The sequence below is a fragment of the Yersinia thracica genome (assembly GCF_902170565.1).
Lineage (GTDB): Bacteria > Pseudomonadota > Gammaproteobacteria > Enterobacterales > Enterobacteriaceae > Yersinia > Yersinia thracica.
Genome location: NZ_CABHXX010000067.1, coordinates 1 through 14,386 on the forward strand (window position 1 = coordinate 1; position 14,386 = coordinate 14,386).

A 14,386-nucleotide genomic window follows, 5' to 3' on the forward strand; every position below is an offset into this window, starting at 1 on the left:
GTCTATAGTTAATAATAAGTAAATAATTGAATCGTTGCACCAAAATGATATTTTTGCACCATTTTGGGGTGTCAATTTGGTGCAGTGATTGCAGCCTAAGTATTTGGCGACTAATTACTTAGAGAAAAGTCTTTATTTTTAAATAACTTGCATTTCTGGCACGTTTTTTTCATATTGCACACTGAAACATAAAAATGGATCCCCATGCCCCACGTCATTGAGGTTGCAGTTTGACTGCAATATCGACAACAAAGGGTATATCCACAAAAGCACAAAGGAACTCCCACTTATGAAGTCACTTGTCAAAGTTTCATTGGCCGCTCTCGCGCTGGCCTTTGCCGTTAGCTCCCACGCCGCAGAAAAAGAACTGATTGTTGCTACAGACACCGCTTTCGTCCCTTTTGAGTTCAAACAAGGGGATAAATACGTCGGTTTCGATATCGATTTATGGGATGCCATCGCGAAAAAACTGGATCTGAAATACACCCTGAAACCAATGGATTTCAGTGGCATCATTCCTGCGTTGCAAACCAAAAACGTGGATCTGGCACTGGCTGGGATCACTATCACCGACGAACGTAAAAAAGCCGTCGATTTCTCTGATGGTTATTACAACAGCGGCCTGCTGGTGATGGTCAAAGCGAATAACAACGACATCAAAGGCGAAGCTGACCTGGCAGGCAAAGTGCTGGCAGTGAAAAGTGGCACCGGCTCCGTCGATTATGCTAAAGCCAATATCAAAACCAAAGACTTGCGCCAATTCCCGAATATCGATAATGCGTATTTGGAATTAGGCACCGGCAATGCTGACGCTGTTTTGCATGACACCCCCAACATCCTTTACTTCATCAAAACTGCCGGTAATGGCCAGTTCAAAGCGGTGGGCGACTCCATTAAAGCTCAACAGTATGGTGTAGCTTTCCCACAAGGCAGTGACCTGCGCGAAAAAGTTAACGTAGCTCTGAAATCCCTGAAAGAAGACGGCACTTACGCTGCAATTTATAAAAAATGGTTCGGCGTAGAACCTAAGTAATTTATTTTTTGCCGTTTTTAGACCAGGAGAATATCCATGCAGTTTGAATGGAGCGCTATTTGGCCCGCCATCCCAATCCTGCTTGAAGGCGCCAAGTTAACCCTATGGATTTCGGTCCTGGGGTTGCTTGGTGGCCTGATTATTGGGGTTATAGCAGGTTTTGCCCGCGCCTATGGCGGTTGGCTGAGCAGAAATATCGCATTAGTGTTTATTGAGTTGATCCGTGGCACGCCGATTGTGGTGCAGGTGATGTTTATCTACTTTGCGCTGCCGATGATGATGCCGGTGCGCATCGATCCCTTCTCAGCAGCCGTTGTGACGATCATGATTAACTCAGGCGCCTATATTGCGGAAATCACCCGTGGTGCAGTGCTGTCAATCCATAATGGGTTCCGTGAAGCCGGTCTGGCGTTAGGTTTGTCCAAACGCGATACCTTGCGCTACGTGATTGCGCCTTTGGCTCTGCGCCGCATGTTACCGCCATTGGGTAACCAATGGATCGTCAGTATCAAAGACACCTCACTGTTTATCGTGATTGGCGTAGCCGAACTGACTCGCCAGGGTCAGGAAATTATTGCCGGTAACTTCCGCGCCATGGAAATTTGGAGTGCGGTTGCGGTTATCTACCTGATAATCACCTTGGCTCTGAGCTTTGTTCTGCGCCGGTTAGAAAGAAAGCTGAAAATAATATGATTGAATTCAAAAACGTCTCCAAACACTTTGGTAAAACCCAAGTGCTCCACGACATCAATCTGAATATCACCAAGGGAGAAGTGGTGGTGATTATTGGTCCTTCCGGCTCGGGTAAATCCACCTTGCTGCGTTGTATTAATAAGCTGGAAGTCATTACCAGTGGTCAGTTGATTGTTGATGGCCTGGATGTCAATGATCCCAAAGTGGATGAACGCCTGATTCGCCAGGAAGCGGGTATGGTGTTCCAACAGTTTTATCTGTTCCCACATCTGACTGCGCTGGAAAACGTGGCATTTGGCCCGGTTCGCGTGCGCGGTGCTTCTAAGGAAGCCGCCAATAAACTCGCGATGGCGTTATTGACCAAAGTCGGGTTGGAAGACCGCGCCCATCATTATCCGGCAGAGTTGTCCGGTGGCCAACAGCAGCGTGTGGCTATCGCCCGTGCATTGGCGGTAAAACCTAAGCTGATGCTGTTTGATGAGCCGACCTCGGCACTGGATCCTGAGTTGCGTCATGAAGTTTTGACCGTAATGAAGGATTTGGCCGAAGAAGGCATGACCATGGTCATCGTCACCCACGAAGTGGGCTTTGCGCAAAAAGTGGCATCGCGCCTGATCTTTATTGATAAAGGCCGGGTAGCACAGGATGGTGACCCAGATAGCTTGATTTCAAATCCACCCAGTGAACGTTTACGGGAATTCCTGCAACACGTCTCCTGATGTGTATTTTATCATCACGTTAAAATCACGACGTTAAAATCACGACGTTAAAATCAAGAGATGGCGGGTATCTTCACTGATATCCGCCATTTTTTATGCTGACAGCCGGTTATACATGAGTTTGCTGATTCTTGACCTGAGAAAACGCCGTCATCAACTTCACCACATCCTGCATCCCAATATTCACCTGATGAATAACTTCACCGGCATCTTGGGTCAGTGTAACCCCGCCTCCGGCCTGCTCCACACAAACGCCCATCCCCTTGATGGCCGCCATAACACCATTCTGAATAGTCTTGGTCATATGCTCGATTTCAGTGGCCGCCTTACGTGAGCTTTCTGCCAGAATTCGCACCTCACTGGCCACCACAGAAAAACCTTTGCCGTGTTCACCCGCATGGGCAGCTTCTATTGAAGCATTGATCGCCAATAAATTAGTTTGCGAGGAAATTTTGCGAATGGCTTCCACGATGGTGCCAATCTCTTTCGAGCAACGCCCTAACTCACTGATAACAAGCGAGGTTTCGCGCGCTACAGATTCCACTTCCTGCATACCGCGCACCGCCTGTTGAACAATCGCCGCCCCTTGTGATGCCGAGCGGTCAGTGGTTAATGATAAATGGTGTACATCGCGAATCAGGTTTTCTTCGTGTTCCTGCTGCAACATCAATTGTGTAATATCCTGAGCAATCTTCACCACTTTGAGCACCTGCCCCTCTTTATCCATAATCGGGTTATAGCTCGCCTCCAGCCAGACCCGCTCGCCGCGGCTATTCACGCGTTCAAAGCGCCCGACAATAAACTCACCTTGAGCTAATCGCTGCCAATGCTGACGATATTCATCTGAGTGCGCAAATTCAGGGAGACACAAAATCTGATGAGACTGATGCTGAATATCGGCCAGTGAATAACCAATAACATGGAGCAAATTATCATTGGCGTCCAAAATAATGCCCTGCGGCGTGAAAGTAATCATTCCCATTGAACGATTAAGCGCAGCTAATAAACTCTGGTGCTCCTGAGATTGCACAATACGCTCAGTCACATCACTGGCAATCTTAATAATTTCCATCACTCGCCCTTGATTATCGAGCACCGGCGTATAGGTTCCTTGCAGCCAGATAATAGAGCCATCTTTACGAATGCGCTTAATATTATCGGTAATAGGGCGCCCTTCATTGAGCAATTGCCAGTGACGACGATAAGCATCACTTTGCACATAATGCGGGTCACAAAACAGTTTATGATGCTTCCCGAGCACCTCCTCCCGTTGGTATCCCATTGCTTGTAAAAATAAGGTATTAGCGTGTTTTACTGTGCCATCCGGTTTGAAAATAATCATGGGGACTGCACTGTCAATCGAGGTCAGTTCGGCGCGCTTCGATGCATGAGATGAGCTGAAATTGAACAACATAAGTCGCGTCCTTATGGTGAAAGATTGAGCTGCAAATAAGTCATGTGACCATCAACGTGTTTGCACGACAAAAAACCAGAAAATCAGAATAGAATTTTCTTTAAGTTTTATTCTTCACCCTGGACGATGAGATAGTTGGTTAATAAAAATAAACACCGAAAAAATCAAAATAAAACCTACACTTGTCAGCTATTGTGCGGACTAAGAATTATCTTAATCAGCATAGCCGAAAGTATTTAGATTGACAGCCAACTGGGCAATATTGAAATAAAACAGTAGATAATAGGGCAATATCCAGATAATCGAATATTGCCTATAGGCGGCCTGTAAATATATCCCGATGAATGAGGTTGCTGTTATAGCCCGGAGACTGGCGGGGCGACTGCACCGATGGGCACTCAGGTCGCTTACGCCACTTGTATCTTAGACCCTACGACCCATTCGGCACATTTCCCCGCAAATCAACTTTGTCAGCAGTCTGTAAATCTATTTATTTTCAGACCAACGTGCAGTCAGTGATTCGGGTAAGTGTACGCAGCCAACACCCCTGCGGCGCCAAGGACGACGGGGATTACCAGCGCTCGGCTTTCCAGGCGACCTGCTGCTCCGGCGTCAGGAAAGTCCATGCCACAAACCGGCTGACTTTCTGCCCCTGTGCCATATCAATGGTACGAACTTCAACCGCATTGGCATAACGCAGCGCGTGATAAATCGCCGGTAATGTGGTTTTTTTCGAAATAAGTGCAGTAAACCAGAAGCAATTTTGTGCTTTCGTCGCGCTCTCTGCCACCATGCGGCTAACAAAACCTTCTTCCCCGCCCTCACACCACAGCTCACTATTTTTTCCGCCAAAGTTTTGCACCGGCTTGGCGGCAACTTCACCTTTACCCAACTTGTGCAATTTACGGCGGGTGGTGGCGGCCGCTTCTTCTGCTGAAGCATGGAACGGCGGGTTACACAATATAGCATCGTAACGTTCATTCACCGCCAGAATGCCTGCGAAAATCGCCTGCGGATCTTTTTGTTGCTTAAGTCGCAGAGTATTTTTCAGTGTTGGATTCATGGATACCACCATTTTCGCCGCACTGAGGGCTTGCGCGTCAATGTCAGTGCCGGTGAAACGCCAGCCGTATTCCCGTTGACCAATAATGGGGTAAATGCAATTGGCACCGACGCCAATATCCAGCACCGTAATATTCTTACCTTGCGGGATAACACCGTCATTGCAGCTAGCTAATAAATCAGCCAGATGATGCACATAATCCGCACGACCAGGAATGGGGGGGCACAAAAAGTCTGCTGGAATATCCCAATATTCAATGCCATAGAAATGTTTTAACAATGCCTTGTTCAGCATTTTTACCGCCAGCGGGGAGGCAAAATCGACAGAAATATCACCGTAGGCATTCGGGGCCAAAAAAGGGATTAATTCAGGACAACTGACTGAAAGCGCATCAAAGTCATAACGCGAGCGATGACGGTTGCGCGGATGCAATCCACTTTTTTCTTTAGGGAATACTTTTTTGTTTTCCATCGTACTGACTCTCTGATAGGCATTTTCTGGCGCGTAAGATAGCATAAATTCGCGGTGAGCGGGCCAGCAGCGCAAGAGACAGCTCACTATCTGCCGATTTATCTCAAAGATTGCCGATGGTGTTCACTTTGATTTTTTATGTCCTGAGGATATGAACCTAAACAATTATCAATCAAATAATCTGAACGATTAACTCAATTCTATCCGGTTTTAAAATCTCCGCAAGGGCGTAACATAGCTTCTATCGAAAGGGAACGCCCTTTCAACCTTAAAAACCGAATAGGAATACATCATGAAAAACATCAAAAATTTCGTTGCAGTTATCGCCCTGTCTACTCTGTCTTTCGCTAGCTTTGCCGCAGAACACATCAACAGCCAGGATGCGGCTAAATTAGAACAAGTCGGTGTTATCTCCGTCAGTGGCGTCACTGACCTGAGCAGCTTGAAAGCACAACTGGCCGAAAAAGCAGATGCTGCCGGTGCTAAAGCTTTCACTATTACCTCAACAACCGGTAATAACTTGATGCACGGTACTGCAACCATTTATAACTAATTGATCTTTAGATGATATTGCAGCAATGCTAGCCACTCTTATTGAATCGTAGCATTTCTACAAAAGAAAAAGCCCATCAGCCAACCTGATGGGCTTTTTTATGTCAACAAAACACTGAATCACATTGCCAGGAGCCGGGCATTTATTGTGCTGGCAAATGTGCGGCACATGGCCTCATCACCTTGCTGATTATCAGCCAGTTGCTCATCCCCATCAACCACCCGCATAGTCACGTTTAAGTCAAAATCTGCTGCCGGTTGTGGGCGCATTGCCGCCAGTTCAATTGTTTTCAGGGCTTCATCCCAAGCTTCTTCAACGGTTTGATTACAAACCTTAGCCAGATAATCTGGATTGAAGCCTTCCCCTGTCAGACTGCGCAATGCTTCATCGTGAGTGACACTGTTGCCGGGCCGCCAATAATGCTCGGCGAGATCGGGGCCAATAGCGGGGTTGTCCGTCAGATAACCATCGCGTTTGAGGAAGAATGCTCGCGTTTGTTCTACCGCCATCAATGCCAATAAATAACCTTGATAGGAGCAAGCAGACTCCATTGATAATAAATGCGGAATAGCCAGTGTCGGGCGTGGGCTACCACTGACACCCAGAATTTTTAATTCAATGTCTCGGGCCAATTGAGTTATTGCTTCTGGTGTGCGTTGTGCATCATCCCACTGATAAAGTTGCCATTCAAAATAGGGCACTAATAAAATATGTCGGTCATTAAAAGCTCGCATGGGTTGCCGCGCCTGAATGCTTTCCTGAATCAATGCATCGGGAACCGATTCGCCCTGACTGTTCTTAGCATAACGTTTCAACCAATCGGCATCATCAAGCAAGCTATCGCAGAACATGGATTGCGTTTCGGCGTAGGCCATTGAAGTTGGAGGGAATTCTTGTGAAAAACAGGGAGCATTTTGCACAATATTAGAAAAATGGGCCGCATGCCCACCTTCATGAAATAAGGTATTTAGCCCCGACGCCCCACTTCCGACCTGATCGGGCTTGGCCAAACTGGTGAAATTGATGCGCGCCGGGACCCAGTGACCTTGGTCGACAAAAGGCGGCACCGGCCCATGCATAAAACCATTTTCATATTTCCCTTTACGCACCAGAAGATCCAAATTCATCTGTGCGCCGCGGAAACCAATATGCAGCCGCTTAAAGCTATTAACCCAGCGGTCAAGTGACTCGGCAAAGGGAAAATAAGGATCGAGTAGGCGGGTGACATCTCCCCCGCTGGCAAAGCGAATATTCCACGGTTCCAGCGTTTCAGGGCCTTTTTCCTCAACGAGTTGCTGCAAGCTGCGCAGATTAGCCGCGCGAGTTTGTTCCTCGAAAGGCTCCAAAATGGCAAATAACTGTTCCGGTGTCATCTGCTCGGTTTTATTCACTTTGTAATCAAAGTAATTGCGATAACCCAATTTCCGCGCAAAACGATTACGCAAACTAATTAATTCTGGCAAGCCATTGTGCAATAGCCATTGCTCCAACTCCCGTAATGCCAAGTGCGAACTGTGCCGACATTCTGCATTTTCATTGGTGCCCTGGTTAGTCAATAACTCACCCAGAGAGGCGGAAACCCGCTCACCAGCAGCATTTAAATGGGTTAGAGTAAAGCTTTTACGCCGCAGGTAAAGGGATGATTCTGCAGCAATAATTTCATCAAGTAGGGCTTGCGTGTTGGGATCTTCAATAGCATTACAATCAAAAAAGCGATACCACCCTTGCAACCCGTGCAGTAATGCATCGCGATCCGCGGTGGATGGCTCGTTTTCTAACTGGGCTATCTGGTCACGCAATTCTTTTAAACGGTGGCTTTGTGCGATAAAACGCTTATAAACACTCTCGGCTACAGAAAATTGCTGAGCAATATCTTCCTCACCTAGCCCCATATAGTTCTGCCAAAAAAGATCTTCTTTGGCCTGATGGACGGCAAGATAATCCTTGTTCAGAGCAGTAAAGTACTCCAAAGCTTGTCGCATAGTATTCCTTTTCAGCAATGATTCATTAATATTAATTTAAGCTGGGAAAACCCAAACAATAATGAGTCTAACATCCGCAAAAAAAGACAACAAAACATGATTAACTTAAATTATTAAAATCATTTAAATCAAACACCAATGAAAAAATAAACACAAAAAAAACAATCTTAAATATAATATTAATCCTACCCACTAAAAATATACATTAACTATAACCATCTACCGAATAATAGTAATGCCTTATAGGTCATTAATCTGTTGCCGTGCCAGCTCGACAGTCTCCGCCCGCCCAACGGCCACTAAACAGCAAGCAAGCTGTTTTTGGATAGAATCAGGAATGGGTGCAACACCGGCTAAACAATCTTCAATCCAGCGGGCGGTAATGACAGCCTCTTTCGACGAGGGTAATGCCAGCCCGGTTGGCTCGGGTTGGCGTTCCAACAAAATTTGCTGCTCACCATTATTGATATAATGAATGGGTGGGCAACGTAATGGGTTGGCATAAACCTCTCCTTCAGTCCCTTGCTGTAACAGGGCCGGTGCGCTGATCGCCTGGAAGAAACCGCCGACTTTTTGCATATATTCTGGATGAGAAACACTGGCAAGGCGCAGCGCTTGATCCTGAACAAATGGCGTTGCCAACTTAGCCAATGTGTGACTGCTATTTCGCACCCCCATACGCCAGCGTTGCTGTAATTGCTGGTCTAATTGAGTGGACAATGCTGAAACCGGAATAAACACCGGCAGCCCATCATCCAGGCGCTGTTGAGCCTCTGTTGCGCTGTGTGACCAAGGAATGTTCAGATGTTGAAAAATCTCGGCGCTGGTCACCCGGCTACTGTCTTCTGTCACGCCGTGTACCACCACCGGTAGCCCAAGGCGGGATAGTAATAACGCCAATAATGGGGTGAGATTAGCTTGTTTACGCGCGCCGTTATAGCTCGGAATAACCACGGGTAATGGGCGACTTTGCGGTGCCCGCAGTGACATCACCTGTTCCTGCATCGCTTGATAAAAACCCAAAATCTCCTGTTCAGATTCACCTTTAATACGAAAGGCAATCAGAATGCCACCCAGTTCCAGCGCCGGTACTTGTCCGGCCAGCATGGCTTTATACAGTTCATAGGCGGTCGCCTGATCCAGATCCCGGGCATGATTTTTACCGCGCCCAATCTCTTTGATAATTTTGCTGTAATCCATGGTGCGGTATTTCTCCTATCAATGTTCCGTAACGCTATACCCGTCATCCTGCAAGTTGCCTGTGTTGGCTTTCTTCATTACAGGGTCCATCCATGGGCCTTGCCTCTGCGAGGCCGCTGCAACTCGAATTATTTAGAGTATAAATAAGTTGAATACTCTTGAAACTTTATCACTGATAGTGATGAATGTGCCCGAAATTGTTACCACGGTGAATGTGGAGTAAAGGCCCCGACCAAGGCGTCACCCGCTAACCAACGGGGCAACAAAGCAATCAAGGGCAGCTAAAGCACGAACGCAATCGGCATAGAAAATGCGGCCCTCATCAGTCAAAGATAAACTCATAAGCGCACTGATCACCGCTCCTCCAGCCGAGCAACAGCTTTACCGACAGTTGATCGAGACATTTGGCTTGTCCTCTTTAAGCGCAGGTTTAAGGTGTTCTGAATGGATGGCGCTTTATTCAAGAGGCCGCGGTGCCCGCCCTGCCTTGATTATGGGGGTTATTGGCCGTAAGTTGGCGGGGAAAACAGGCCACGGCAGAGTGTGACCCGCAGCAATGAGCTGAATATCTCTATGGATTGTCCAGCTCTTCGGGCGGGCTGAAGAGTACTTGATAAATAGCGCCGCCCAAGGCTCCCCCCACCAAAGGGGACAACCAAAAAACCCATAATTGTTGTAAGGCAATTCCACCGGCAAAAATAGCCACACCGGTGCTACGAGCAGGATTTACCGAGGTGTTATCCACTGGAATACTGATTAAATGAATTAGTGTATAACACAGACCAATGACTAAGGGGCCGACAACTGCCGGGAAAGCTGTATCCGTCACCCTCATAATCACCATGACAAAAACCATGGTTAAAATCACTTCGGCCAGCAATACCGAGGGTAAACTGTAACCTCCGGGGGAGTGCACGCCAAAGCCGTTACTGGCAAACCCGGCACTGGCATCAAAACCGGCTTTGCCACTGGCAATTAAATATAAAACGGTTGCGCCGGCTAATCCCCCAAACACTTGCGAAAGAATATAAGGCAATAATTGCGCGCCGGAGAAACGGCCACCGACCCATAAACCGAGTGATACCGCAGGATTAAAATGCGCACCAGAGATATGCCCTAATGCATAGGATACCGTGACCAGCGTCAGCCCAAAAGCCAGCGCCACACCGAGAAACCCAATCCCCGCCTCCGGGAACATTGCCGCCAAGACTGCACTACCACACCCGCCTAACACCAGCCAGAAAGTGCCAATAAATTCAGCCATTAGCTGTTTCATACTGATCGACCTCAGTCCGCTAAATATATTGATAGCAGTTAGCATCGCCGCTAATCAATAGCCAGCAATCTACACCGAAGGTCCCATCTGACGTGTTAGTGTCTGCTTACCTGCGGCTGGTATAAGCTTAGTCACTGAATTTATGTCCATCAGAGAAGATTTCAGATCAAATGATTTTTTTGAGAAATTATCGACAAAAAGAAGAAAAATTTGCAGGGGTATTACAGTTAAATTCGGGGGAAGTTCAAATGTCCGAGGGGCAACCTCGACGATGAAGAATCACTCGCCCCGCGCTGATAACCAAACCCTATTATAAAGACGCCCGTTTTTTCCGCACTCTCTTACCCGCCTTCGCGGCCACTTTCACCGGCGGTGCAGGAATACTTTTTCCCTCTGGCATATCTGGCTGCTCAATGGGGAAAATCGGCAACGCCGCCAATAACCGCGAACCATAGCCCTTGGTTAACAAACGCCGGTCATAAATAACAATTTCACCGTGACATTGGTGACTTCGAATCAAACGCCCGACCTGCTGTATCAAGTTAAATGAAGCACTTGGCAAGCTTTGCACTTCAAACGGATAGCGTTTCAATGACTTAAGCCATTCGCCCTCGGTCAAAATAACCGGGCTGTCGATAGGAGGAAATGAAATTTTGTGAATATGAACCTGAGTCAATAAGTCCCCTTTCAAATCCAGCCCCTCAGCAAAAGATTGCAAGCCAATCAACACACTGGCGGTGCCATTCTTCACCCGCTTACGGTGCTCTTCAACCAGCCGATAGCGCGGTTGATCGCCCTGAACTAACAGCATTAAACGCAAATCGGTGACATGGCTGAGAAAAGTTTGCATCGCCCGATGACTGCTAAACAGGATCAACATGCCTTTATGTCGCCCACTGGCTTGCTGCGCGCGGAAGAAATGCGCCATTTCTGCCAAATGCTCAGCTTCATGAGCCATCGTCGGCTCAAAGCGCATTTTGGGAATAATCAGCTTCCCTTGCTCAATATGATTAAAGGGTGATGATAAGGTTTCAAACCGGTCTCCGGCCTTTTCGCTCAAACCGCTCAATTCCTGCAAACGTGCAAAACTATTGAGTGAACGCAATGTGGCTGAAGTGACTATTACATGGGGCACTTTGCGCCACAGCATTTTATCTAGTTGATCACTAACACGAATTCCCACGCAATGAAAATAGAGATGAGTTTGGTTTTCGCGATAATCCCGGGTAATCCACTTGGAAATCGGTGCATTCGATGCTTTTTCCATCGCGGCTAAACGCCAAAGCTTACTCATGGCCTCGAGATAGCCCAATGTCCGGCTCATTTGCAAAATGGCACGATGTAACCGCACAATATCGTGCTTACCGGTTTGTTCACTCAAGTCATTAAGAACAAACTCAGCCAGGCCACGTAGGGCATCCGTCAACTTGAATAATTTGGCACAATCTTCCGTCAAACTGCCCGGTAATTCGCCCATTTCGAAGCGATATACAGCCGGACTACCCTCGGCGGGTAAAAGTTGACTAACTTGCTGCTCTACACTCAACATTAGCTCACGCAATTGCTCGCAATGATCCTTCAAACGCTCAGGATTCGCCAGGCCCGGTGGGCTTTTTGGCCGGTATTGCACCATGCATTGATCTACCAGCCGAGTCATCATATCCAACTGCATATTGGCAAAAACAGCGGTGATTTCACCCTCAATTTCTAGCGCATCCCGTGCCACATCGGGCAGATGATGGCCCTCATCCAACACCAACAGCAGCTCTTTGGGATTGGGCAATACGGATTCAGTTTCCAATGCCGCCATGACTAATGCATGGTTGGCGACCACCACATCAGCATTTTCAATTTCTTTGCGGGCAATAAAAAATGGACATTCACGAAAATAATGGCAATTACGCCCGAGGCAGTTGGCCTTATCAGTACTTAATTTGGCCCACAAACTGTCACTGAGTGATAGCTGATGATGGTCACGCAGACCATCCCAAACATGACTATTCAAAGACTTAGACAGGGCCAGACACGTGACCTGTTCCTCACCATTAGCAGGAGCTAATTCATCACCGAGAAAAAGTGATAAATCCCCTTGTCCGGACACATCAGTGCACATCGCCGCAAGATTACGCGGACAAACATACCGCCCGCGCCCAAAGGCACCGGTGAACTTGAGGTCAGGAATAATCTTCTTCAACAGCGGCAAATCTTTACTGTAAATCTGATCCTGCAATGCCACATTTGCGGTACTCACTACCAGTGGCTTGCTTTCTGCCCGGCTGACGGCAATGCCGGGGATCAGATAAGACAGAGTTTTGCCAACCCCCGTCGGGGCCTCAATAGCCAAGTGACGGCCTGCATCACCGGCCAGTGTTTTTGCCACTTCGGCGATCATCTGGCGCTGTGGAGCACGGGAAATAAAGTCCGGGATCTGCTGCGAAAGAGCCTTATACCACTGACTAATTTGTTCTTTTACTGCCGGGGATAACGCCATGCATATCTTATCTAAACTGAGTGTTGCCCTATTGTCCCACACCGCAACGCTCACGTCAGCCCGAAAGCACCACATGCATTAGATGAAGTATCAGTTTAGTGCAAATAAAAATGAACAATATTTACGCAAAAACGCAGTTATTTATACTTTGTCATAAATATATCACACAGATGCGGTAAAAATTCTGCGCTGGATGAATTCAGACAGATATTGAATACAGCAAAAAATTCTACTATTGGCGTCTTTTCAAATAAGAGAAACAGGGCATAAATATGAAACGTAATATTCTGGCAATCCTGATACCGGCTTTATTAGTTGCCACTTCTTCACACGCAGCAGAAATCTACAATAAAGATGGTAATAAACTTGATTTATACGGAAAAGTGAAAGCGCTGCATTATTTTTCTGATAATAGTAAAAGTGATGGTGACAAATCTTATGTTCGCCTTGGCTTTAAAGGTGCCACCCAAATTACCGACCAATTAACCGGTTATGGCCAGTGGGAATATAACTTTGCCGCTAACTACGCTGAAAGCCAGGAAACAAAAGACAACAAAACACGCTTAGCATTTGCGGGTTTACGTTACGGTAAATTAGGTTCAATCGATTATGGTCGTAACTACGGCGTATTATATGACATTGCCGCCTGGACCGATATGCTGCCGGAATTCGGTAATGACAGCTACACCAGAACCGATAATTTCTTGACTGGCCGTACTACTGGCGTGGCAACTTACCGTAATACAGATTTCTTCGGTCTGGTTGATGGGCTGAAATTCTCCCTGCAATATCAGGGTAAAAACGGCAGCGAATCCGACAATACAAATGGCCGTGCAGATGCGACCAAACAGAATGGTGATGGCTTCGGCATGTCCTCCAGCTATGCGCTTGGCGCGGGTGTCAGTGTAGGTGCAGCTTATTCCTCATCTAACCGCACCACAGCACAGAAAGAAGGTCGATTTGGTAAAGGCGATAAAGCTGATGCATGGACAACTGGCCTGAAATATGATGATAACGGTGTTTACTTAGGGGCAACTTACGCTGAAACCCGCAATATGACACCTATTTCTGGCACTGCGGTTATTAATAATGTTTCAACTGGTGTAAGTGGTTTTTCTAATAAAACCCAAAATATTGAATTGGTCGCACAATATCAGTTTGATTTCGGTTTAAAACCTTCTTTGGCTTATATTCAATCTAAAGGAAAAGATATCGAAGGTGTTGGCGATGCTGACCTGGTCAAATACATTGACATCGGCGCTATATATTACTTCAATAAAAATATGTCAACCTATATCGATTATAAAATAAACCAGCTGAACAATGATAATAAACTGAAACTGAATACAGATAACGTTGTCGCGGTTGGTTTAGTCTATCAGTTCTAATCATTGTTGATACTCGTCATACTTCAAGCTGCATATGCGTTGGCTGCTTTCGTTCCCCCCAATCACTTACCTGTGTAATTGACTGGGGACTTGTGAATTTATT

At 46.8% G+C, this 14,386-nt stretch carries 11 protein-coding genes; 5 read left to right on the forward strand and 6 right to left on the reverse strand.

Features of this window, described 5'->3' with window-relative positions; translation table 11 throughout:
• The first annotated feature begins 289 nt into the window (after positions 1-289).
• The 3 genes from glnH to glnQ are packed head-to-tail and all read left to right on the forward strand — an operon-like array spanning position 290 to position 2,445.
• Positions 290-1,033, forward strand: a complete 744-nt coding sequence (gene glnH / locus FTA91_RS07650) for a glutamine ABC transporter substrate-binding protein GlnH (RefSeq protein WP_050112848.1) — start codon at positions 290-292, stop codon at positions 1,031-1,033.
• A 36-nt stretch (positions 1,034-1,069) separates the two neighbouring features.
• Complete coding sequence (gene glnP / locus FTA91_RS07655; RefSeq protein WP_005168189.1) at positions 1,070-1,726, forward strand: glutamine ABC transporter permease GlnP; 657 nt, start codon at positions 1,070-1,072, stop codon at positions 1,724-1,726.
• Positions 1,723-2,445, forward strand: coding sequence for a glutamine ABC transporter ATP-binding protein GlnQ (gene glnQ / locus FTA91_RS07660; protein ID WP_050112846.1), 723 nt, complete (start codon positions 1,723-1,725; stop codon positions 2,443-2,445). The genes glnP and glnQ overlap by 4 nt, the downstream gene beginning before the upstream one ends.
• A gap of 109 nt (positions 2,446-2,554) precedes the next feature.
• On the opposite strand, the gene FTA91_RS07665 is transcribed toward glnQ, so the two are convergent.
• Entirely contained in the window at positions 2,555-3,859 is a 1,305-nt protein-coding gene (locus FTA91_RS07665) for a methyl-accepting chemotaxis protein (protein ID WP_050112844.1), read from the reverse strand.
• 571 nt (positions 3,860-4,430) lie between these two features.
• The gene (gene rlmF / locus FTA91_RS07670) at positions 4,431-5,393 is read right to left on the reverse strand and encodes a 23S rRNA (adenine(1618)-N(6))-methyltransferase RlmF (RefSeq protein ID WP_174635040.1); all 963 of its coding nucleotides are present in this window, start codon (positions 5,391-5,393) and stop codon (positions 4,431-4,433) included.
• A 292-nt stretch (positions 5,394-5,685) separates the two neighbouring features.
• Between rlmF and bhsA the strand changes: the two genes are divergently transcribed.
• A complete protein-coding gene (gene bhsA, locus FTA91_RS07675) occupies positions 5,686-5,946 on the forward strand; it encodes a multiple stress resistance protein BhsA (RefSeq protein WP_004391492.1) in 261 nt (86 codons plus the stop codon).
• A 119-nt stretch (positions 5,947-6,065) separates the two neighbouring features.
• Here bhsA and FTA91_RS07680 read toward each other — a convergent pair whose 3' ends face one another.
• From FTA91_RS07680 to dinG, 4 genes are all read right to left on the reverse strand, one after another.
• Positions 6,066-7,928: a M3 family metallopeptidase gene (locus FTA91_RS07680; protein WP_145535606.1), complete on the reverse strand. Its 1,863-nt coding sequence runs from the start codon at positions 7,926-7,928 to the stop codon at positions 6,066-6,068.
• Positions 7,929-8,168: 240 nt separating this feature from the next.
• Positions 8,169-9,128: a DNA-binding protein YbiB gene (ybiB, locus tag FTA91_RS07685; RefSeq protein WP_145583145.1), complete on the reverse strand. Its 960-nt coding sequence runs from the start codon at positions 9,126-9,128 to the stop codon at positions 8,169-8,171.
• 571 nt (positions 9,129-9,699) lie between these two features.
• Positions 9,700-10,404 (reverse strand): aquaporin Z, encoded by a 705-nt coding sequence (aqpZ, locus tag FTA91_RS07695; RefSeq protein ID WP_050112837.1) that lies wholly within the window; start codon positions 10,402-10,404, stop codon positions 9,700-9,702.
• A 310-nt stretch (positions 10,405-10,714) separates the two neighbouring features.
• Complete coding sequence (gene dinG, locus FTA91_RS07700) at positions 10,715-12,895, reverse strand: ATP-dependent DNA helicase DinG (RefSeq protein WP_050112835.1); 2,181 nt, start codon at positions 12,893-12,895, stop codon at positions 10,715-10,717.
• A gap of 272 nt (positions 12,896-13,167) precedes the next feature.
• Between dinG and ompF2 the strand changes: the two genes are divergently transcribed.
• On the forward strand, positions 13,168-14,283 hold the full coding sequence (gene ompF2, locus FTA91_RS07705) for a porin OmpF2 (protein WP_145583146.1): 1,116 nt from the start codon (positions 13,168-13,170) through the stop codon (positions 14,281-14,283).
• Positions 14,284-14,386 lie beyond the last annotated feature (103 nt).